Annotated in this window: 19 protein-coding genes and 2 other annotated features; of the genes, 3 read left to right on the top strand and 16 right to left on the bottom strand. The window is 61.2% G+C overall.

Annotated features, from left to right (window positions below):
- Nucleotides 1–49, bottom strand: a sequence feature (23S ribosomal RNA rRNA prediction is too short).
- 71 nt (nt 50–120) lie between these two features.
- Nucleotides 121–481 (bottom strand) — a sequence feature (23S ribosomal RNA rRNA prediction is too short).
- Between the two features lie 900 nt (nt 482–1,381).
- Entirely contained in the window at nt 1,382–3,319 is a 1,938-nt protein-coding gene (locus NN662_RS04450) for a M23 family metallopeptidase (RefSeq protein ID WP_261931859.1), read from the top strand.
- Nucleotides 3,320–3,358: 39 nt separating this feature from the next.
- On the opposite strand, the gene NN662_RS04445 is transcribed toward NN662_RS04450, so the two are convergent.
- The 7 genes from NN662_RS04445 to NN662_RS04415 form a co-directional block, all read right to left on the bottom strand.
- The gene (locus tag NN662_RS04445; protein ID WP_261929106.1) at nt 3,359–4,420 is read right to left on the bottom strand and encodes a succinylglutamate desuccinylase/aspartoacylase family protein; all 1,062 of its coding nucleotides are present in this window, start codon (nt 4,418–4,420) and stop codon (nt 3,359–3,361) included.
- A 117-nt stretch (nt 4,421–4,537) separates the two neighbouring features.
- A complete protein-coding gene (gene clpB, locus NN662_RS04440) occupies nt 4,538–7,141 on the bottom strand; it encodes an ATP-dependent chaperone ClpB (RefSeq protein ID WP_261929105.1) in 2,604 nt (867 codons plus the stop codon).
- 228 nt (nt 7,142–7,369) lie between these two features.
- Entirely contained in the window at nt 7,370–8,053 is a 684-nt protein-coding gene (locus tag NN662_RS04435) for a DUF4167 domain-containing protein (protein ID WP_261929104.1), read from the bottom strand.
- A 329-nt stretch (nt 8,054–8,382) separates the two neighbouring features.
- A complete protein-coding gene (gene prmC / locus NN662_RS04430) occupies nt 8,383–9,249 on the bottom strand; it encodes a peptide chain release factor N(5)-glutamine methyltransferase (RefSeq protein ID WP_261929103.1) in 867 nt (288 codons plus the stop codon).
- Entirely contained in the window at nt 9,246–10,325 is a 1,080-nt protein-coding gene (gene prfA / locus NN662_RS04425; protein ID WP_261929102.1) for a peptide chain release factor 1, read from the bottom strand. The genes prmC and prfA overlap by 4 nt, the downstream gene beginning before the upstream one ends.
- Nucleotides 10,326–10,371: 46 nt before the next feature.
- A complete protein-coding gene (gene ptsP, locus NN662_RS04420) occupies nt 10,372–12,639 on the bottom strand; it encodes a phosphoenolpyruvate--protein phosphotransferase (RefSeq protein ID WP_261929101.1) in 2,268 nt (755 codons plus the stop codon).
- A gap of 83 nt (nt 12,640–12,722) precedes the next feature.
- Nucleotides 12,723–14,000: an aspartate kinase gene (locus NN662_RS04415; protein ID WP_261929100.1), complete on the bottom strand. Its 1,278-nt coding sequence runs from the start codon at nt 13,998–14,000 to the stop codon at nt 12,723–12,725.
- 208 nt (nt 14,001–14,208) lie between these two features.
- Between NN662_RS04415 and ubiG the strand changes: the two genes are divergently transcribed.
- Nucleotides 14,209–14,958: a bifunctional 2-polyprenyl-6-hydroxyphenol methylase/3-demethylubiquinol 3-O-methyltransferase UbiG gene (gene ubiG / locus NN662_RS04410; protein WP_261929099.1), complete on the top strand. Its 750-nt coding sequence runs from the start codon at nt 14,209–14,211 to the stop codon at nt 14,956–14,958.
- A gap of 3 nt (nt 14,959–14,961) precedes the next feature.
- Here the strand turns inward: ubiG and NN662_RS04405 are convergent, their stop codons facing one another.
- From NN662_RS04405 to NN662_RS04385, 5 genes are read right to left on the bottom strand one after another with little or no spacing between them, the layout of a single operon-like run.
- A complete protein-coding gene (locus NN662_RS04405; RefSeq protein ID WP_261929098.1) occupies nt 14,962–15,528 on the bottom strand; it encodes a DUF3291 domain-containing protein in 567 nt (188 codons plus the stop codon).
- A gap of 3 nt (nt 15,529–15,531) precedes the next feature.
- Nucleotides 15,532–15,960 carry a DUF1178 family protein gene (locus NN662_RS04400; RefSeq protein ID WP_261929097.1) on the bottom strand — a complete coding sequence of 143 codons (429 nt, stop codon included), beginning with the start codon at nt 15,958–15,960 and terminating at the stop codon, nt 15,532–15,534.
- Entirely contained in the window at nt 15,957–16,814 is an 858-nt protein-coding gene (locus tag NN662_RS04395) for a carbon-nitrogen hydrolase family protein (RefSeq protein WP_261929096.1), read from the bottom strand. Before NN662_RS04395 ends, NN662_RS04400 begins: the two co-directional genes overlap by 4 nt.
- A gap of 21 nt (nt 16,815–16,835) precedes the next feature.
- Nucleotides 16,836–17,093 (bottom strand): glutaredoxin 3, encoded by a 258-nt coding sequence (gene grxC / locus NN662_RS04390; RefSeq protein ID WP_261929095.1) that lies wholly within the window; start codon nt 17,091–17,093, stop codon nt 16,836–16,838.
- Nucleotides 17,094–17,148: 55 nt separating this feature from the next.
- Nucleotides 17,149–17,925: a ComF family protein gene (locus NN662_RS04385; protein WP_261929094.1), complete on the bottom strand. Its 777-nt coding sequence runs from the start codon at nt 17,923–17,925 to the stop codon at nt 17,149–17,151.
- A 68-nt stretch (nt 17,926–17,993) separates the two neighbouring features.
- Between NN662_RS04385 and NN662_RS04380 the strand changes: the two genes are divergently transcribed.
- A complete protein-coding gene (locus tag NN662_RS04380) occupies nt 17,994–18,872 on the top strand; it encodes a class I SAM-dependent methyltransferase (RefSeq protein WP_261929093.1) in 879 nt (292 codons plus the stop codon).
- A gap of 19 nt (nt 18,873–18,891) precedes the next feature.
- On the opposite strand, the gene NN662_RS04375 is transcribed toward NN662_RS04380, so the two are convergent.
- The 4 genes from NN662_RS04375 to NN662_RS04360 form a co-directional block, all read right to left on the bottom strand.
- Nucleotides 18,892–19,062 (bottom strand): Flp family type IVb pilin, encoded by a 171-nt coding sequence (locus NN662_RS04375; RefSeq protein WP_261929092.1) that lies wholly within the window; start codon nt 19,060–19,062, stop codon nt 18,892–18,894.
- A gap of 51 nt (nt 19,063–19,113) precedes the next feature.
- On the bottom strand, nt 19,114–19,434 hold the full coding sequence (locus NN662_RS04370; RefSeq protein ID WP_261929091.1) for a hypothetical protein: 321 nt from the start codon (nt 19,432–19,434) through the stop codon (nt 19,114–19,116).
- 122 nt (nt 19,435–19,556) lie between these two features.
- Nucleotides 19,557–20,489 (bottom strand): hypothetical protein, encoded by a 933-nt coding sequence (locus NN662_RS04365; protein WP_261929090.1) that lies wholly within the window; start codon nt 20,487–20,489, stop codon nt 19,557–19,559.
- 56 nt (nt 20,490–20,545) lie between these two features.
- Nucleotides 20,546–21,157 (bottom strand): MarR family winged helix-turn-helix transcriptional regulator, encoded by a 612-nt coding sequence (locus NN662_RS04360; RefSeq protein WP_261929089.1) that lies wholly within the window; start codon nt 21,155–21,157, stop codon nt 20,546–20,548.
- Nucleotides 21,158–21,231 lie beyond the last annotated feature (74 nt).

Genomic DNA, 21,231 nt, shown 5'->3' with positions numbered 1-21,231 from the left:
TTTAAATGGCGAACAGCCATACCCTTGGGACCGACTTCAGCCCCAGGATGTGATGAGCCGACATCGAGGTGCCAAACACCGCCGTCGATATGAACTCTTGGGCGGTATCAGCCTGTTATCCCCGGAGTACCTTTTATCCGTTGAGCGATGGCCCTTCCATTCAGAACCACCGGATCACTATGACCTGCTTTCGCACCTGCTCGCGCCGTCACGCTCGCAGTCAAGCTGGCTTATGCCATTGCACTAACCTCCTGATGTCCGACCAGGATTAGCCAACCTTCGTGCTCCTCCGTTACTCTTTAGGAGGAGACCGGCACTGTCCTTGTCCCAGATAATGGGACTAAGTTAGAACATCAAACATACAAGGGTGGTATTTCAAGGTCGACTCCACGAAAACTGGCGTCTTCGCTTCATAGCCTCCCACCTATCCTACACATGTAGGCTCAATGTTCAGTGCCAAGCTGTAGTAAAGGTTCACGGGGTCTTTCCGTCTAGCCGCGGGTACACTGCATCTTCACAGCGATTTCAATTTCACTGAGTCTCGGGTGGAGACAGCCTGGCCATCATTACGCCATTCGTGCAGGTCGGAACTTACCCGACAAGGAATAGATCCCGCAAGCTTCGCCGCCCACGTTTCTCTTTCCTAATCATTATTCAATTGTCAAATAACTGACCGGTAAACCCGGTCAAAGCAAAGCCCCAAAGCCAAAACCCTTAAAGTCTCAGCCCAATCAGCATCTCAGCCAATCTCAGGGATCTTTCGAGACAGCCGCGCCAGTCGCTGGAAGCAACCGCCGCTCCGTCGGTGACGCAGCTTATAAGCCCACCACCCAAATCAAGTCAACACAACTCGTCAGAAAAAATTCAAAAAATCACAACGCACTGATTATAAATAGGAATTTGCGATTTCACCCGAAAAGGAGCGCCTTAATGGACGTTAACCATAGGGCTTCGCACTATATATGGTGGCTCCGGACGCCGATCGCAAGGATCGGGGCTTCCGCACCTCCTCCATTGGCTGAATGAAGGCATCTGGTGACTGATTTCGGCAGCCTTCGGTCACAGACCTTCCCTATATGGATCTCTGCTGCGGTCTCCGCACCGATGGTCCGTGCCATGCTAGCAACATGCCGATGACAGCCCTTTTCGTCATCCCGGTGGACAAAGGTCGTTCCCGGCCGTCCAACGCCTTGCGAGCCTCAATTTCGCCCGGAAAAACCCGCATCCCCAGAAAAGGTGATTCACCATTCGCGGTAACGGATTATTAACAGGCGGTTTCAGATTTGACTCAACCGCCGAAAACAGGCACATCCTGCTTGGAACTTGGGATGAGACGCTCGATTGGGGACAGGTATTGATTGGCACCACTGCTGAGAGCGCGATAGCGCGCTCGCTCGGCGATGAAGCGCCTATTCTCGCTGACGGCCGCAAGGCTCCCGACCGTCGCGACGTTTCGTTGCGCTGGCTCGCGGGAACATTCCTGACCGGTATCACGTCGAGCGTGCTGATGGGCGTTGCCCTTTTTGCCGCGCTCGACGGCCGCCAGCAGCTCGCGATCCCCGCCGAAGCCTATGCGATGACCGAAAATGCCGGCAACGGCGCCTCCGCCGACAATGTCGTGCGGGGCAAGCGGCTGCTGGAAACCAAACTGGCGCCCAAACAGGCCGACCGGACGATCATGGAGGTCGCGACCGTCACCAACGACGGAAAGAAGGAAGTGGTTCGCCGCATGCCCTTCGCGCATGTGACCATGGCATTGGCAACCGACCACTCGGATCAGGACGATTACCCGCCCTTCGATCCGTTGAACATATTCGCTGCGAATATAAAGCAGGCGCCAGCCACATTGCGCACCGGTCTCATCTACGCCTCCGACGTGGATTCCGATGTCAGCCTGAAGACGGAAGATTTTCCGCTGAAGGCCTCCCCCTATCCCTTCGCCGGCATGATGACGCTGTCCGAGATCGAGGAAAACGTCCGCTCCAACGGCTCGGTTCTCTCCGACGGCCAGACGCAGCTCGCCTCTCTCTCCTATGTCGACCCCCGGCGCTTCGCCAATGACGATCTCGATCTCGGCCTTTCCGCAGGCCTAACGGCCAAGATCGTCGACCAGAACCTTTCGGTCGCCATGCCGGACAGCGTCACGCCGGACACCCCTGAATATGCCGACGACGTCTTGCCGATCCGCCAGGACATGACGATCGAGAAGGCGCTGAACGACGGCGGCTATTCCGAGAAGGATGCCGAGGCGATCATCCCCAAGCTCGCCGAGACCATTGGCTCCAAGGACCTGAAGGAAGGCGATGTGCTACGCATCGGCGTCCTGCAGAAGGGAGAGGACGCGACCGTCATCCGCGCCAGCGTCTACCGCGACCAGGAGCACTTCGGTACCGTCGCGATCAACGACAAGGGCCGCTTCGTGACCGCATCGGAGCCTGCCCATCTCGACGCCGTCGACACCGCCTTCAATGACGATGCTCCGCCGCCACCGAAAGGCCGGCACGACCTTCCCCGGGTCTATGATGCCATCTACCAGGCCTCGCTCGCTTACGGCATGAACCCGTCGATGACGGCGCAGATCATCCGCCTGCTCGGCAGCAATGTCGATTTCCAGGCAAAGGTGAAGCCGAAGGACACGCTTGAGGCCTTCTTCTCGGTATCCGACGAGAAGGGCAAGGCGACGGAAGACTCCGAACTGCTCTTCGTCCACGCAAAGCTCGGCGATCTCGACAAGCGCTTCTACCGCTTCCAGGATCCGGACGACAATTCCGTCGACTATTATGACGAGAACGGCAAGAGCGTACGCCAGTTCCTGCTGCGCAAACCCGTTCCGAACGGCCGCTTTACCTCCGGTTTCGGCATGCGCCGCCATCCGATCCTGAAATATGCCCGCATGCATCCCGGTGTCGACTGGGCCGCGCCGATCGGTTCGCCCATCCTGGCGGCCGGTGACGGCGTCGTCATCAAGGCCGGCGAATGGACGAGCGGCTACGGCAAGCAGACGCTGATCCAGCATGCGAACGGCTATGTCAGCTCGTACAACCACCAGAGCGCCGTCGCCAAGGGCCTGTCGCGCGGTCAGCGCGTCAAGCAGGGCCAGGTGATCGGCTTCATCGGCACGACCGGCCTGTCCACCGGTCCGCACCTGCACTTCGAGCTGATCGTCAATGGCACCAAGGTCGATCCCATGAAGATCCGCCTGCCGAGCGGCAATTCGCTGGACGGCGAAGCGCTCGCCAAGTTCGAATCCGAACGCAAGCGCATCGATGCCCTGCTGGGCGTCAAGGACGACGACAAGGAAGTCGCTTCGATCAACTGAGACCGGCCGCTCGCATGGAGAAGGCTGCGCTTGCAGCCCTCAGCTTTCCAGTGCGCCCGGTTTTCTCTGTCGCGTGGAAGGCCGGGCGGATGCGATCTTCATCAGGTCTCCCCCGGCAGCGGTGAACCGCTTCGAAACCCTCGTGATCACCAGACCCGCCTGCGGAGCGGTGACCTCCAGTGTGCCGCCAGCCATTCCGGGGGCGGTAATCAGCGTGACGAGCACGTCGCCGGCGGCGACGGTATCGCCCGGCTCCCGATGAAACAGGATCGTCCCGGCCTGCGGCGCGCGGATCATCTCGATGTGGTCGAGCGGGGTCACGGGCCCGGTGAAGCCCGGCAGGTTTGGAACCGAGCCGGAAACGACGCGGCGCATCTTGAGGAAGGCCATCAAACCGTCAGCATCCTTCCGGGCAAGGCCGGCATCGACGTCGCGCCAGCCGCGCAGTTCGACGGTCGTGACCAGACGCCCGCGGAAACGCTCCGCCTCGCCTCGCGCACTGTCGCGCTTCCAGGCATAACCGACCGCCTCGTCGAATGCCGAGCTCTCACCATCGGCAATCAGCACGGCATCCATGGCGAGCGCGGTCGCAAGATCGGCGGCTTCCGGCCAGACTTCCTTTTCGAGATAGGCATATTGCAGGGACTCGTCGTCGCAATGCAGGTCGAGAACGATATTGGCGTCGAATGCCATGCGCATCAGCCGCCGCTTGATCTGCTCGACCGCCGGACGACGCTCGATGTCGACCAGCAATGCATCCCGGTCATCAAAGGATATCAGCGGAAATTCGCGATTGAAGTTGACCCGCGAATTGAGATCGAAGCGCCCTTGCATCTCTCCGGAGAACCACTGCGCCGTGCCATACGGATTGGCCTGCGGCACAATCGTGATGTCGCCGACGATTTCGCCTCGCTCTTCGGCAATGCGAAGCTGTTGGCAAAGGAAATGCAGGGCCGCCGTTCCCGGCAGTTCGCCGGCATGCAATGCCGCCTGCATGTAGACCTTCGGGGCGCCGCTGCTAGAGCCGGAAAACCTGAGAACCGGGATACGATAGCTGACGCCCGGCGTGTCGCCGGCAATAACGATGTCTGAAACGTTCACGAGAACCACCTGTCGAAATTGCGTACCGCTTCCTAGCAGGAGCGGATGCGCCGCGACAGACAAAATTGGCGGCCCGATGGACCGCCAATTTCGATTTCAGGGCTTTGCAGCGCCGGATCAGGCCGCCTGCGCGACCGACTTTCGGGTCGAGAACAGCAGCCGGTCCGAGGCGGACGTGACCTTGACGTCCGAGCCGTCGGAAATCTCGCCGCCGAGGATCTTCTCGGCCAACGGATCCTGCACGAACTTCTGGATCACACGCTTCAGCGGACGCGCACCATAGACCGGGTCGTAACCCTTGTTGGCGAGCCATTCGCGGGCGTCTTCGTCCAGCGCGATCGTGATCTTCCGCTCGGCCAGAAGCGACACAAGATGCTTCATCTGGATGTCGACGATGGCCCCCATCTCCCTGCGATGCAGGCGATGGAACAGGATCACGTCGTCGATACGGTTCAGGAACTCCGGCCTGAAGGCGCTCTTCACGACATTCATCACCTGCTCGCGGGCGACTTCGCTGTCATCGTTCTCGCCAAGCTGGGTCAGGAATTCCGCGCCCAGGTTGGAGGTCATGATGATGATCGTGTTCTTGAAGTCCACGGTCCGGCCCTGGCCATCGGTCAGACGGCCGTCATCGAGAACCTGCAGCAGGATGTTGAACACATCCGGATGCGCCTTTTCGATCTCGTCGAAGAGCACGACCTGATACGGCCGGCGGCGAACCGCTTCCGTCAGAGCGCCGCCTTCCTCGTATCCGACATAGCCGGGAGGAGCGCCGATCAGACGAGCGACCGAGTGCTTTTCCATGTACTCGGACATGTCCATGCGGACCATCGCGGTTTCGTCATCGAACAGGAACCGGGCAAGCGCCTTGGTGAGCTCCGTCTTGCCGACACCGGTGGGCCCCAGGAAGATGAACGAGCCGATCGGACGGTTCGGATCCTGCAGCCCCGCACGGGCACGGCGAACGGCCTTCGACACGGCCTGCACCGCATCGCCCTGGCCGACGACGGATTTCGCCAGTTCGTCTTCCATCCTGAGCAGCTTTTCGCGTTCGCCTTCCAGCATCTTGTCGACCGGGATTCCGGTCCAGCGGGAAACGACATGCGCGATGTTGTCCGGCGTCACCACTTCCTGAACCATGCTGCCGGTTTCGGCGCCATCGTTCTCTTCGGCGGTGGCAAGTTCCTTCTCGAGACGCGGGATGATGCCATAGGCAAGCTCCCCTGCCCGCTGGAATTCACCGGCGCGCTGGGCATTTGCGAGTTCGTTGCGAGCATCGTCGAGCTGCTTCTTCAGCTCCGCCGCATGGCCGAGCTTCTGCTTCTCCGACTGCCAGCGGGCGGTCAGGGCATCGGCTTCTTCCTCGATCGAGGCGAGTTCCTCCTCGAGGCGCTTCAGCCGATCGGCGGACGCCTGGTCGGTTTCCTTCTTCAAGGCTTCACGCTCGATCTTCAGCTGGATGATCCGCCGGTCGAGTTCATCGAGCTCTTCGGGCTTGGAATCCACCTGCATGCGCAACCGCGATGCGGCTTCGTCCATCAGGTCGATGGCCTTGTCCGGCAGGAAGCGGTCGGTGATGTAGCGGTTGGACAGCGTCGCAGCCGCAACCAGGGCCGAATCCGAGATGCGGACCTTATGGTGCTGCTCGTACTTTTCCTTCAGGCCGCGCAGGATCGAGATCGTGTCCTCGACCGTCGGCTCGTCGACCATGACCGGCTGGAAGCGGCGGGCAAGGGCTGCGTCCTTCTCGACATGCTTGCGGTACTCGTCCAGCGTCGTTGCACCGACGCAGTGGAGTTCGCCGCGGGCAAGCGCCGGCTTCAAGAGGTTGGACGCATCCATGGCGCCGTCCGCCTTGCCTGCACCGACAAGCGTGTGCATCTCGTCGATGAAAAGAATGATCTGACCGGCTTCCGATTGCACCTCGTTGAGAACCGCCTTCAGCCGCTCCTCGAACTCGCCACGGTATTTCGCACCGGCGATCAGCGAGCCCATGTCGAGCGCCATCAGCTTCTTGTCTTTCAAGGATTCCGGCACGTCGCCATTGACGATGCGCAACGCCAGACCTTCGGCGATCGCCGTCTTGCCGACGCCGGGTTCACCAATCATGACCGGGTTGTTCTTCGTCCGGCGCGACAGCACCTGGATCGTCCGGCGGATCTCGTCGTCACGGCCGATCACCGGATCGAGCTTGCCTTCGCGGGCTTCCGCCGTCAGGTCGCGCGCGAACTTCTTCAGCGCGTCGAAGCCCTGTTCGGCATTGGCCGTGTCAGCAGTGCGCCCCTTGCGGATATCGTTGATGACCTGATTGAGCGCCGTCGGCGTCACGCCCGCCTTCTTCAACGTGGCGGCGGTCGAAGCCGTCGTCTCGATAGCAAGCGCCTGCAACAGGCGTTCCACCGTGACGAAACTGTCCCCGGCCTTCTTGGCCGCGTCTTCTGCAGTCGAGAACACCTTGGCAAGCGGCTGGGCAAGATAGATCTGGCCGTTCCCGCCGGTCACCTTCGGGAGCTTGGCGAGCGCTGCATCATTGCCGATACGGGCTTCCTTGGCATTGCCGCCGGCGCGTTCGATCAACGACGCGGCCATGCCCTGGTCGTCGTCCAGAAGCACTTTCAGGATATGTTCGGGTGTGAATTGCTGATGACCTTCGGCAAGCGCGTAGGTCTGAGCGGATTGCAGAAAGCCCCGGACCCGCTCCGAGTATTTTTCCATGTTCATGTCTTACCTCCACAGGGTCCCCTCGCCCGTTGCGGCGCAAGGAGATTGGGTTGGATTGGGCTCCCTTGATAGGCAAGCCCGCCATCGGCATCGGCCGCTTCAGCCGACACCTTTCGGATATCCATATGGGAGGGATGTCTGGTCATTTAAAGAGAGTTTCAAACGAAAAAACTCCGGCGCGAACCGGAGTTTTGACGTTTGACAATTCTGTCAGAGCGCAGACGGAAATCAGTCCGAAGCCGCCTCGGCCATGACCGGTGCGGGCTCGCCGCTTTCACCGGACGAACCGCCGTCTTCACCCTGCCCGCCGGCAGACTTGCGCGGTGTCCGGCGCGAACGATTGGCACCACCACGGCGGCGGGTCTGGCCGCGCTCGGCCTTGCCCTCGCCAGCGGATGCTGCCGCTTCGTCTTCTTCGGCGGCGACTTCCGCCGGAACACCTTCGATCACCGGCTGCGGACCGCTGCCGTCAACGACCGGCTGCTGAGCCTGGCTGTTGTTGCCGGAAGACTGCTTGCCGGAATGTTCGGAGGACGACCCGTTGCCGCCGTTGTCGACACGATCGTCGTCATCGCCGTCTTCGTCATTGGAATCGAAATTGCGGTCGTCGCGCTGGAAGCGTTCCTGCATCTGCGCCTGTGCGGCTGCAATGATGCGGTTATAGTGTTCCGCATGCTGCAGGTAGTTCTCGGCGATCACGCGGTCGCCGGAACTCTGTGCGTCGCGCGCCAGAGCCGAGTACTTTTCTGCGATATGCTGGGCGGTACCGCGGATCTTAACATCAGGACCGGAACTGTCGTAAGTCCGGGTGAGCGGATTGGCGCCCTTCCTGTTGAAGTTGTTATTGTTGTTATTGTTGCCGCCGTTGTTGTTACGCCCACGACCACGCTTGTTTTGCTGCCCTGGCCTCATCTATCGATCACCTGAACTCTCATGCTGTGCTGTCAATATGGCTTTGCCGATCGTGCCGAAAAACTGGCCACGTCAGGCAAGCCGCAGGCAAACCACATCTAGGTGTCTGCCGCTGGTGAAAATCAAATTACCTGATTCACGTACCGGGACTTGTTCAGCCTTGCATCTCTCGAAAGAGAATTACCCCCAGGCTAATCCGCACCTAAACGAATCTCATTCGTCTTTCAGCTCCCCGGCGCGTACGGGCAAACTAGCCCGCTTCATTCCAAATTCCAAGCTTTTTCTTCACTTTGGGTAAAATCTGGGGGCTTGTGTCCACTGCCCATCTGCTATTGCCGCTCGAACACTAGCGCGCGATCATTGCCGCCATAGTCCGAAACCGTCTGCAGGCAGCGAAAGCCGGATGCGGCAAAAAGTTGCGATACGCTCTCGCGCTGATCGAAACCGATTTCCAGACCGACAATTCCGCCCGGCTTCAGAAACGCATCGGCACCGGAAGCCAGTATCCTGTATGCCTCCAGCCCGTCTTTGCCACCGTCGAGCGCCGCGATCGGGTCATGCTCGCGAACCTCCGGGTCCAGCATCGCGATGACCTCCGAGCGAATGTAGGGAGGATTGGAGACGATGATGTCGAAGCGACCTTCGGCCGCGCCGAACCAGTCGCTGACGGTTCCGGTAAAGCGGTCCTGCAGACCATTCAGGTGTGCGTTGCGGATCGCGGTATCCACTGCATCGGACGAAATGTCGCAGCCTACTCCGGTTGCGTCTTGGCATTCGTGCAGAAGTGCGAGGCAAATCGCTCCGGTTCCGGTACCGAGATCGAGGATACGCGCTTCGCCATTCTCCGCCGCTCTCCGCTGCAGATGCGGCAAGACGGCATCGACCAGAACTTCGGTGTCCGGCCGTGGCTCAAGTGTCGCTGGCGACAGCGACAGGGTCAGGCCGTAGAACTCGCGGGAACCCAAAATACGATGAACCGGCTCCCGGGCGACGCGCCGCGAGACCGCCGCCATGATCCTTTCCCGCTCTTCGGCCGAAACACCCCGGTCGCCCCGGGTCAGCATGTCCGTCGCCGACAGACCGAGCAATCCCGAGACCAGCGTCCTGGCATCCGTTGCCGCCGCCTCGATACCGCTGGCGAGCAATGCCTGGCGCACCTCGGACAGAAGCGCCGAAAGGGTCGCGACCTGCGTCACCCCTGCGCTCCGAGCTGGGCGAGCTGGCCCGCCTGATAATCGGAGATCAGCGCGTCGACCACTTCGTCCAGATCGCCTTCCATCACACGGTCGAGCTTGTAGAGCGTCAGGTTGATGCGGTGGTCGGTCAGCCGGCCCTGCGGGAAATTATAGGTGCGAATGCGCTCCGACCGGTCGCCCGAGCCGACCTGGCTCTTGCGGTCGGCCGAGCGTTCGCTTTCGGCCCGCTGGCGTTCGATGTCGTAGAGGCGTGCTTTCAACACCTGCATGGCCTTGGCGCGGTTCTGGTGCTGGGATTTCTCCGAACTGGTGACGATGATGCCCGTCGGCAGATGCGTGATGCGCACCGCAGAGTCGGTCGTGTTGACGTGCTGGCCGCCCGCACCCGATGCGCGCATCGTGTCGATACGGATATCTTCCGGGCGAACCTCGATGTCGATGTCCTCGGCCTCCGGCAATACGGCGACCGTCGCCGCCGAGGTGTGGATGCGCCCGCTCGCTTCGGTTTCCGGCACGCGCTGGACGCGATGAACGCCGGACTCGAACTTCAGCTTCGAAAACACGCCGCGGCCGGAAATGGTCGCGATGATTTCCTTGTAGCCGCCGGCTTCGCCTTCGCTCGCCGACAGGATCTCGACCTTCCAGCCGTGGGCCGCTGCAAAGCGCTCGTACATGCGGAAGAGATCACCGGCAAACAGCGCGGCCTCGGAGCCACCGGTGCCGGCGCGGATTTCGAGGATCGCACTTTTCTCGTCGGCCGCGTCCTTCGGCAGGAGAAGGATCTGCATTTCCTGCTCCAAGGCCTCGATCTGCTCCTCGAGTTCGGGGATTTCCAGTTCGGCCAGTTCGCGCATCTCGCGGTCGGTCGCCTTGTCCGCCAGCAGCGCCTTCAGATCGGCGAGTTCGGAAACGCCCTTCTCATATTCGCGGATCTTTTTGACCACCGGCTCCAGTTCGGAATATTCCGATGCCAGCTTGACGTAGACGTCCGGAGCCGGGCCCGCCGACATGCGGGCCTCGATTTCGCCGAACCGCCGCTCCAGCTCACGCATCTTTTCTACAGGAAGCTTCGCCACCCTTCTCTCCGGTCTTCTTGTTATCGTTGCAAGCCAGACGGGCCTGCTAAATGGGAATATTGTGCGCTTCCGCAAAGCGCTTCAGGAGGTCGCGGATCGGTACGCGCGACGCTTCATCGTCGATCGCCGCGGTCATGATCTCCGCCAGCATGCCGACGTCGAGGCCCAGCAGCATGGCTTTGACCGGACCGATTGCAGCCGGCCCCATGGAAATCGAGCGGAAGCCGATGCCGAGCAAGGCCATAGCGCTCAGCGGCTTGCCGGCCATTTCGCCGCACAGCGTCACAGGCGTCTTGTTGCGCTTGCCCGCCTCGACGATGGACCGCAGAATCCTCAAAAACGGCCGACCGAGATTGTCGAACCGGTCGGCAACGCGCGCATTGCCGCGATCGACCGCCATCGAGAACTGGAAGAGATCGTTGGACCCGACGGAGACGAAATCGACTTCCTGCATCAGCTCGTCGAGCTGCCAAAGCAGCGCCGGCACTTCGATCATCGCGCCGAATTGCAGCTTCTTCGGCAGCGGATGGCTGAATTTCGACAGATGCTGCACTTCCCGCTGCAGGAGCTCGCGCGCCTGACGGATTTCGGCGACTTCCGTCACCATCGGCAGCATGACCTTCAGCTCGCCGCCGCTGGCCGCTCTCAGCAGCGCCCGCAACTGCATGCGCAACAGGCCGGGCCGATCGAGCGCCAACCGGATCGCGCGCCAGCCGAGCGCCGGGTTTTCTTCCTCGTGCGGTCGGAAATAGGGAACGACCTTGTCGCCGCCGATGTCGAGCGTGCGGAAGGTGACGGGCCGCTTGCCGGCCTGGTTGAGCACGGAGCGATAGAACTCCTCCTGCTCTTCCGTCTTCGGCATGGTCGAAGCGATCATGAACTGCAGTTCGGTGCGGAACAGACCGATACCATCGGCGCCGGAATCCACCAGCTGCGGCAGATCCACCAGAAGGCCCGCATTCATCTGCAGGTTGATCCGCTGACCATCCTTTGTCACAGGGTCGACCGACCGCAGCGCGCGGAACTGTTCCTGGCGCTTGGCTCTGAGCCGCACCTTTTCCTGATAGGCGACCTGCAGGTCCGGAACGGGCCGCAAATGCACCTTGCCATCATCGCCGTCGATGATCACCGGGTCGCCGTTTTCGGCAAGCGCCACGACGCCGGCCGCCTGGCCGACAACCGGAATTCCCATGGCGCGGGCAACGATGACCACATGGCTCGTCACAGCCCCGTCTTCCAGCACGAGGCCGCGCAGGTTTTCGCGCGGATAGTCGAGCAGCTCGGCCGCGCCCATCGCACGGGCGAAGATGATCGCGTCACCATTGGCAACCTTGCCGGCAACGCTGGTGCTGTAACCGGTCAGCTGGCGAAGCAAGCGATTGGCGAGGTCGTCGAAGTCATGCATCCGCTCACGCAGATAAGGATCGGTCAGACGCATCATCCGCGCCCGCGTATCGCTCTGCACCTTTTCGACGGCTGCTTCAGCCGTCAGACCGTTGCGAATCGCCTCTTCCAGCTTGCGAACCCAGCCCTGGTCATGGGCAAACATCCGATAGGTTTCCAGCACCTCGCGATGCTCACCTTCCATCGACACGTCGCGTCTCGACAGCATGTCGTCGATCGAAATCCGAAGAGAGCCAAGGGAGTCGGCAAGCCGGCGGATTTCCTGGTCCGTGTCTTCGTTCAGGAGATTGGTGACCACGATGCGCGGTTCGTGCAGCACGACATAGCCGAGCCCGATGCCCTCGTTATAGCTGTCGCCGTCGATCGCGACATGACGCGTCAGGTCGAGTTCGATGCCGGGCCGGGTGATCTTCTTGAGTTCACCCGTCGCGATCATCTCGGCGAGGATCATCGCCGTCGTCTCGAGCGCCTCGACCTCGTCTTCGCGGTAGTTGCGCTGCGCCTTGTTCTGGACGACGAGAACGCCAAGCGTTCGCCCGGTTCTGAGGATCGGCACGCCGAGGAAGGAATGATAGATTTCTTCGCCGGTTTCCGGCAGGTAGCGGTAGGCGGGATGCGACTGCGCGTCCGACAGGTTCAAAGGCTGGGCGCTCGCCGCAATCGTACCGACGAGGCCCTGCCCCATCTTCAGCTGGGCAAGGTGGACGGCGTCGGGGTTGAGACCTTCGGTGGCGTAGAGTTCGAGCACGCCGTCGGCGCGCAGGACGTAGACCGAGCAAACCTCCGCAACCACGTTGCGGGCGATTTGCTGGACGATCTGGTCAAGGCGCTCCTGCGGTTCGAGCGGCTCCGCCATCAGTTCGCGCAGCCGCTTCAGCAGAACACGCGGACCTGTCGACAGATCTCTCATCGCATAAGCGCTCCCGAATGCCTAGAATCATGTCCGGGACAATCTCAAGTCGTAAACGATTCTCGAAAGGCACCCGGCCGATATCAACTCTTATCGAGACCGTAGCAGGAATGCAAAGTCCTGACAGCCAGTTCGGCATAGGCTTCGTCGATCAACACAGAAATCTTGATCTCCGAGGTGGTGATCGCCTTGATGTTGATGCCCTTGCCGGCCAGCGCCTGGAAGGCGGAGGCTGCAACGCCGGCATGACTGCGCATGCCGATGCCGATGACCGACACCTTGACCAGCCCGCGCTCGCTCTGGATCACGTCGTAGCCGATGGCATCCTTCTGCTTGCCGAGTACGGCCATGGCCTTGTCGAGATCGCCCGACGGCACGGTGAAGGTGATGTCGGTGCGCGAGCCATCTTCGGAGATGTTCTGCACGATCATGTCCACATTGATGTGGTTTTCGGCCAGAGGCCCGAAGATCGCGGCGGACACGCCCGGCCGGTCGGCAACACGGCGCAGCGAGATCTGGGCTTCATCCTTGGCATAGGCAATGCCGGTTACGACTTCCTGTTCCACGATTTCATCCTCGTCACAAATCAGCGTTCCGGGCGGGTTCATAAGATCACCCATGCCCGGCGCATCGGGATCATCAAAGCTGGAGCGCACGAAGGTGCGGACCTTGTGCACCATGGCAAGCTCGACAGAGCGGACCTGCAGCACCTTGGCGCCGAGCGAGGCCATTTCGAGCATTTCCTCGAACGCGATCTTCTTCAGTCGGCGGGCCTTTGGCTCGACGCGCGGATCGGTCGTGTAGACGCCGTCAACGTCGGTGTAGATGTCACAACGGTCGGCCTTGATGCCGGCGGCGATCGCAACCGCGCTGGTGTCGGAGCCGCCACGGCCAAGCGTCGCGATGCGGTTGTCGGGGCCGATGCCCTGGAAGCCGGCGACGACCGCCACCTGGCTTTCCTCTTCCATGCGGCGGATCAGCTCCGTGCCGTCGATATCCTCGATGCGGGCCGCGCCATGGGCGCTGTCGGTCTTGATCGGGATCTGCCAGCCCTGCCACGAGCGCGCGTTGACGCCCAGCGACTGAAGGGCGATGGCGAGGAGACCGGAGGTGACCTGCTCGCCCGAAGCGACGATCGCATCATATTCGCGCGCATCGTAGAAAGGCGAGTTGGCGCCCGTCACCTTCGGCATGTTCTGGACCCAGCCGACGAGCTCGTTCGTCTTGCCGGCCATGGCAGACACCACGACTGCCACCTGGTGACCGGCATCGACTTCGCGTTTGACGTGGCGTGCAACGTTGTGAATGCGGTCCAGATCTGCGACGGACGTTCCGCCGAATTTCATCACAATACGAGCCATGGCCAATTCCGGTAGTGTTCAGATGACGTCTTGCGGCGCCGGACATACGAAAACGCTCCACCGGAGCCGGGGAGCGAAGTTGCGGTCTCTTAGCGAAATCCGGCCGAGGGCGCAATGGGAGAATGGCGGTGCCCGGCCGCGACGTCCCGGCACTTGACTTCGTCGGCTATTCACCCGATTTCAACATAATCACAAGGGAGTAAATGCCATGAGCGCCGCCGAAGCCCGCACCACAGTCGACCAGAGCGAAATCGATCGTTTCTCGGCCATGGCGGCGGAATGGTGGAGCCCGACCGGCAAGTTCAAGCCGCTGCACAAGTTCAATCCGGTCCGCCTCGCCTATATTCGCGACACCGCAGCTGCCCATTTCGGCCGCCAGGCAAACGTCTCCGCCCCGCTGGAGGGGCTGAGGGTTCTCGATGTCGGCTGCGGCGGCGGCCTGTTGTCGGAACCGGTCGCCCGCATGGGCGCCTCAGTCACCGGCATCGACCCGTCCGAAAAGAACATCGGCATTGCCTCCACCCATGCCGCGGCAACGGGCACCGCTGTCGACTATCGGGCGCTGACGGCCGAAGACCTCGCCGAAGCCGGAGAGACCTTCGACATCATCCTGAACATGGAAGTCGTCGAGCACGTCGCCGATGTCGAGCTTTTTCTCACCACCTGCGCAAATCTGGTACGCCCCGGCGGTCTCATGTTCGTCGCCACCATCAACCGCACCATGAAGGCGGCAGCGCTTGCCATTTTCGGTGCCGAATATGTCCTGCGCTGGCTGCCGCGCGGAACGCACCAGTACGAGAAGCTTGTCCGCCCGGACGAGATCGAAAAGCCGCTGAACGCAGCCGGCATGGAAATCTTCCAGCGCACCGGCGTCTTCTTCAGCCCGCTCACAAACAGCTGGAACCTGTCGAAGGACATGGACGTCAATTACATGGTGGTGGCGAAGAGACCGGCCTGAGGCTCAGACTTTCAGGCTTCCAACAGCGGCGAGCATATCGCGTTGGCCCTCGATATTGCGAGCAGACATCTCGCGCACCCGCTCTCTGTTCAAAGCGGCTTCCCGCCCCTCGCAGTCGTACGGCCTCTTGAAATGGAACGCGTACGGGCTCGGCCCGCGGTCGTGAAGATATTCGAAGCGTTCGACACCCTCCGCCCATGAAGGCAGCCGATCCATAGGAACCCACCACAGAACCAAGGCAGGCCACGCCTTCTCCACTTGCCAGTTACGGGCGTGTTTCAAGGCATCGGCGTGAACACCCGAATAGGTGAACGCCATCAATGCTTCCAGGCTCTCCCAGAGCGAAAGAGACGATGGCGCCGTTTCGAAGCCGCTGTCCTTGATGAACCTTGGAAAGACTTGTGGCCCCCAGCAAGACGGCCCCTCCCCTTCATATCCCGAGCGAGCGACAAATCCGGTCGCAGCCTCAGCAGCCGCAAAATTGAAAGGTTCGCGAAGGCGAAATCCTTCAACCTGATCCGATTCATACGCCCCCCGGAAAAGACCGAAGTTATAGATCGCCAGACGCATCGGTCAGTTGACGTCGTCGGGCAACACCGGCAGCGGCGCCACCTCGATGCCTTCCTCGAGCAACGACCGCACGTCTTCGGCCTTGGCCTGACCGATAATGCCGCGCGCCTCCGCTTCGCCATAGTGGATCTTGCGGGCTTCTTCAGGAAACCGGGCGCCGACGTCCTCCGACTTCGCCTTGATCTCGGCGATGGCTTCCTTCAGTTTCGCGTATGCGGCCTGCTGCACGGCGTTCGTCGCCAGAGCCTGATGGTCTTCCTTCTTCCTGGACGTCGAGACCGACGGCGCCATCAGTGATTTGGAGACCGCGACCGAGCCGCACGTCGGACACGACACCAGCCCGAGATCGACCTGACGGTCGAAATCGCCGCTGCTGGAAAACCAGCCCTCGAACGCATGCGCTTCGTCACAAATCAAGGAATAGCGGATCAAGCTGCAGCCTCTCCCTTCGAACCCTTGCCAGCAGATTGCATGGAAAATTCCCGGCCGTTCTTCAGGTTCGGGATTTTCGCGCGCGCCGCCTTTACATCGGCGACATCGATTTCGGCAAGCACAATTCCCTCGCCCGTGCCGCCGGCAGACGCCAGCACCTTGCCCCAGGGGTCTATGATCATCGAATGCCCGAACGTCTCGCGCCCGTCTTCGTGCAATCCGGCCTGCGCAGCGGCAATGAGGAAGGCGCCATTCTCGATCGCGCGGGCCCGCAGCAGGATCTCCCAATGCGCCTCGCCCGTCTGCTTGGTGAAGGCCGCCGGAACCGTCAGGATGTCAGCGCCGGCAATGGCTTCCGAACGGAAAAGATGCGGGAAGCGAACGTCATAGCAGATCGCAAACCCCATGTTGCCGAACGGCAGCGATGCGACCAGCCCCGCCTCACCCGGTCGATACACGGCGCTTTCACGCCAGCTCTCGCCATTGTCGAGGTCGACGTCGAACATGTGGATCTTGTCGTAGCGGCACACCAGTTCGCCATCCGGAGCAAAGAGGAACCCGCGATTGGCGATCTTGCCGTCACCCAGGGCAATCGCGGTGGAGCCGACATGGACGTGGATGCCGAGCTCGGCCGAAAGCGAGCGCGCCGTCCTGACGATCAGATCGTTGCCCTCGTCCTTCAGAACCGCCATCAGGCCGGGCCTGTTCTTCTGCACAGCTCCGGTCATTTCGGGCGTCTGCACATAGACGGCGCCGTGGGCCGCCGCCTCACGCACGAGACGCGCCATGTCGCTCGCGTTCCTTTCCGGATCGACGCCGGAGCACATCTGGATTGCGGCCACCTTGACGGTCATCGGATCAAACCTCTTTCTGTCTCAAGCGGCCAGCATGGCGTCGAGCTTGCCGGCGGCATCGAGCGCATGCAGGTCATCGCAGCCACCGACATGTTCGTCGTTGATGAAGATCTGCGGGAACGTCGCGCGGCCGTTCGCCTTCTGGATCATTTCCTTGCGCAGATCAGGCGAGAAGGTCGCGTCATGCTCGACATAGTCGACGCCCTTCTTTTCAAGAAGCGACTTTGCCCGCGAGCAGAAGCCGCAGAGCTGGCGGGTGTAGATTGTAACCGAGGCCATCATGTACTCCGTTGCGGCGGCTGGGAGACCGCCTGGAAAGAATTTCGTCTGATTGTCATATAGGCCCGTCCAGGGCCCTTGCAAAGGTGAGCACCGTCACGTCAACAGCGCCGGCCTTCTTCAGGACGCGCGTAACGGAAGCGACGGTCGCCCCGGTCGTATAGACGTCGTCGACAAGAACGATGCGCAGGCCGGCCACATCGAGTTCGTGACCGGGTGCCATAGCGAAAGCGCCGCGGACATTGTCCTCGCGCGCCTTGAGCCCCAGCCCGACCTGCTGCGCCGTCTTCTTCCTCCGGATGAGGCTTGCGTGCAGGAACGTCTTTCCGGAGCTGGCAGCGATATGTCGAGCCAGTTCTGCCGACTGGTTGAACTTGCGCGACATGAGCCGCTGGCGGTGCAGCGGCACGGGCAGTACCGCATCCGCCTTGGCCAATGCATCGCCACCGGCCCTTTGCATCCACGCCGCCATCATCAGGCTGAGATCGATGCGATCGCGGTACTTCAGGTTTCCGACCAGCTCGCGTACGCAACCTTCATACAGTGCCGCGGACCGCAACCGGTCGAACACGGGCGGGTTGGCGATCGCTTCCGCCGAGAGTATATCGGGCCCGGGATCATAGGAAAACGGCGTGCCCATCACCTCGCAATAGGGACGCTCGATGAAGCGGATGCCGCCCCAGCAGCCGGCACAAAGCGCCCCGTGATCGCCGCCGCCCGCACCGCAGACCGCGCAGCATGGCGGGAAGGCCAGATCGGCGACGAACCGGCGTACCGGCAAGACCGTGGCCGAGAGCGATGACAGGCCGCGAAGAATGGAGGCTCCAAGCATGCGCTTGACAATAGCGCAAGCGAGGGCCCAAAGCGAAGCACCAACTTCAAGAGATGGCAGACAGAACGATGGACCCAATCTTCGACCATGAGCTGATCGCGAAAAATCGTGAAAGGGCGAAAAACCTGCCCGAGGGACCGGCGACCTTCCTGCTCGACATCGCCGCCGAAGAACTTGCCGGCCGGCTGGGTGCGGTGGAACGGGAATTCGAGGAGGCGGCCGAACTTCACGGCGGAAGTGGCGTCACCGCGCGGATGCTTGTCGAAACCGGCAAGGTCGGCAGGATGCGGCGTATCGAGACATCCACTGCCTTTGCGGCTGACGACGAAGATATTCTGATCGCCCCGCTCGACGCCGTGCCGCTGGAGCCGCAATCGGTCAACCTGATCGTGTCCCCTCTTTCCCTGCATGTCACGAACGATACGCCGGGTGTCTTCATACAGATCCGCCGCGCGTTGAAGCCGGACGGCCTGTTCCTCGCAGCGGTTCCGGGTTCGGGCACGTTGCAGGAATTGCGCGAAGCGTTGCTGGCGGCCGAATCCGAGAAGTCCGGCGGCGCCAGCCCCCGGGTCATCCCCTTTGCCGATGTCCGCGATTTGGGCGCTCTGTTGCAGCGGGCCGGCTTCGCGCTGCCGGTCGCAGACACCGAAAACTACACGGTGCGCTACGACACCATGTTCGGGTTGATGCGAGACTTGAGGGCAATGGGCATGGCCAATCCGCTTGTCGGCCGGAGCCGTAAGCCTCTGAGGCGGGAAACTCTCGTGCGCGCCGCCGAAATCTATGCCGAACGGTTTTCGGACCCGGACGGCCGCATCCGGGCAACCTTCTCCATCGTCTATCTTGCAGGCTGGGCCCCGCACGAAAACCAGCAGAAGCCATTAAAGCCCGGCTCAGCGAAAGTCAGGCTCGCCGATGCGCTGAAGACGCAGGAGATCAAGATTTAAAACGCGGGGGCGGAGACAGTCAGCCTGCACCTGAGATAGCGTTGGAAACTGTAGAGAAGACATTCTCGAGACTGCCGGAAAAGAGGTTGAGGCCACCGAGAAGTCCTACGGAGATCAACGTAGCAAGAAGGCCATATTCAACGGCGGTGGCGCCGCGACAATCCTTCAGAAGAGCAATCAGAAACCCCACAGTCGCGACCCTTTTTTCAACAGCCGTTGTCTAGAAGCGAACGCCTGCCTGTCAGCAACCGTCCGAAGTATCGCCGTCTCCCAGCACGCAAACGGAACCCGGAGAATCGAGCAAAACGCTGCGGCGCAGCGTGTAAGTGCGACCGTTGTGGTCGGACTTCTTGATCGAGCCGGTCGTGATGTTGTCGTAGGGATCCTGAATGCTCGCGTAAAACGGCCCGGTCGACTTCGACAGCATAGGTGTGAGGATGAGCGAGAGTGCCACGACCGCGATCCCGAACAGCAGCGCGAAATTCAGAGCACCGGTACGATAGGTCTTGGCGGAGAACTGCTTCTCATCCCTGATCGTTCTCCAGAGTTCGTCGTCTGTCACTTTCGGCACCCTTGTCCTGCCAACGCAATACTTGAGCCCAATATCGCAACGGGTGATAAAAGTTCTGTTAACGACGCCTGGAAAGGGAAAATAAAAATTCGTCTGGCTTAGCGATCCAACCACTATCGGCTGACCTGCGTCGCCACACCGGCATCCAGCAATTCGTCCGCGGTCGGAAACCACATGTCGGTCGCCCCCTTGGAGAACATTCTGGCTAGGAAGTCGGAAGTCACGCCAGCCTCGGCATAGAGGCTTCGGTCCTTCTCCTGCTCCTTGGCTGGATCGTTGCCGAGGACGACGTAATGCGCGTCGAACCGATATTGATGAAATCCGAGCCGACCGGCCGGACCGAGGATCCGTTGCTCTCCGCCGATGAAGATGATCGTGCAAGCCGATGTGCAGTCGCCATCCACCCGCGTATCGAGGCCGCGTTCGCGGATCAGCCGGGCAAGCCCTCTGGCCTCGAAGATGTTGCCGCCTTCGCTGGCGAGCACGACGGTTTCGATCCCGGGATGGCTGGCCAGCAGCTCCCGCATGCGCCGGGTCGCATTCAGTTCGATCGACCCGACGAGAGACAATACGCCAGCCTCGTCATCCACCACCATCTGATACCGGCTCGTGCGTTCGCGCTCCATGCGCGCGGCAAAGCTTTCACCCTTGGGGATATAGATGGTCATCTGCCAGGCCTCGAAGGCGTAGGAGATCGTCAGCCAGAAGGCGATGATGACACCGAGTTGCGCGCCCCAATGCGCGGCAATCGACCCATTGCTTCGGATATGGGCTTCGCCGGCCCGGAAGACGCCGACGACCTGCCAGACCAGCACAACCCCGTGGAACAGGATCATCAGCAGGAAAACGGCGATCCGATTGTCGAAGTAGTCGTCGCCCTTTGCAGGACGCAGCAACCACTGGGCAAGAAAAATGATGCCGCGAAGCAGGGCGAGGTTGACGGCAAAAGACCACCACAGCCCCTGCTCGCCGCGCCAGTGGGACCGTATATATGCGCCAATCGATGACGGCGCAGACGTCCGCTCGGAAATGGGCTGCATGTCCATGGCGAGAGATTAGCGCGGCCTGAGGATTTTGTCTCCATCCCCAACGGAGCGAAAACCTAGCCCTTGACGCCGAAGCGTTTCAGGCTGTCGACAAGCGCCTCGACGCGGGCCGCAGCCTCGCCGAGGTCCGTTCCTTCCTTCTCGATCCAGGCACTGTATTTCTTGAACAGTCGCGCAAAGGTGACGAGGTCTTCTTCCTCCCAATCACTCACGGCTTGGGAAAACATGATCGCCTTGTAATCGAAAATGGCATCCAGATAGGCTTGTCCCGTCTCCATCAGCTCAAGGCAGATCCGGCGGGCATCTCCCTGCGAGGCAACCCGGCGCACAAGGCCGCGGTCGACGACCTCGGCGACAAGCCGGCTTGCACGAGAGGGATCGATTGCCAGCTGCTCCGCGATCGTACCAACCGTGACTTCGCCGGACCCCGGTCGGCACGCCGCCGCGCCCACGGCATAAATCACTTCCAACTGCGCGACGTCGATATCCAGCGACAGGTGATCAATGGCCTTCCGCACCACCTGCCGGCGAACCATCGAGCGCCGGAGAATGGCAAGCGTATCGTCGATCAGAACGGCCGCATCGGCAGCATCTTCGGAAAGACCGTTTTCCCTGTATCGCCCGACACGCAGATCGCGCCTGCTTTTGTCATTATCATCTGCCGCCAAAGACCCTACGATCTCCCTGTATTTTGCCTCGTCATCACTCATTATGACACCCGTCGGACCTCGGTCAAGAATGT

It is taken from the genome of Rhizobium sp. NRK18 (genome assembly GCF_024385575.1).
Classification (GTDB): domain Bacteria; phylum Pseudomonadota; class Alphaproteobacteria; order Rhizobiales; family Rhizobiaceae; genus JANFMV01.
The sequence above is the reverse complement of the archived record's forward strand: the minus strand, read 5'-3'. Positions and strand labels throughout refer to the sequence as shown.

Coding starts and splice junctions, on each gene's coding strand:
- clpB (WP_261929105.1), bottom strand. CDS start 7,141: ATGAACATGGAAAAATACTCGGAGCGGGTCCGGGGCTTTCTGCAATCC.
- NN662_RS04435 (WP_261929104.1), bottom strand. CDS start 8,053: ATGAGGCCAGGGCAGCAAAACAAGCGTGGTCGTGGGCGTAACAACAAC.
- ptsP (WP_261929101.1), bottom strand. CDS start 12,639: ATGAGAGATCTGTCGACAGGTCCGCGTGTTCTGCTGAAGCGGCTGCGC.
- NN662_RS04415 (WP_261929100.1), bottom strand. CDS start 14,000: ATGGCTCGTATTGTGATGAAATTCGGCGGAACGTCCGTCGCAGATCTG.
- ubiG (WP_261929099.1), top strand. CDS start 14,209: ATGAGCGCCGCCGAAGCCCGCACCACAGTCGACCAGAGCGAAATCGAT.
- NN662_RS04405 (WP_261929098.1), bottom strand. CDS start 15,528: ATGCGTCTGGCGATCTATAACTTCGGTCTTTTCCGGGGGGCGTATGAA.
- NN662_RS04395 (WP_261929096.1), bottom strand. CDS start 16,814: ATGACCGTCAAGGTGGCCGCAATCCAGATGTGCTCCGGCGTCGATCCG.
- grxC (WP_261929095.1), bottom strand. CDS start 17,093: ATGGCCTCGGTTACAATCTACACCCGCCAGCTCTGCGGCTTCTGCTCG.
- NN662_RS04385 (WP_261929094.1), bottom strand. CDS start 17,925: ATGCTTGGAGCCTCCATTCTTCGCGGCCTGTCATCGCTCTCGGCCACG.
- NN662_RS04380 (WP_261929093.1), top strand. CDS start 17,994: ATGGACCCAATCTTCGACCATGAGCTGATCGCGAAAAATCGTGAAAGG.
- NN662_RS04365 (WP_261929090.1), bottom strand. CDS start 20,489: ATGGACATGCAGCCCATTTCCGAGCGGACGTCTGCGCCGTCATCGATT.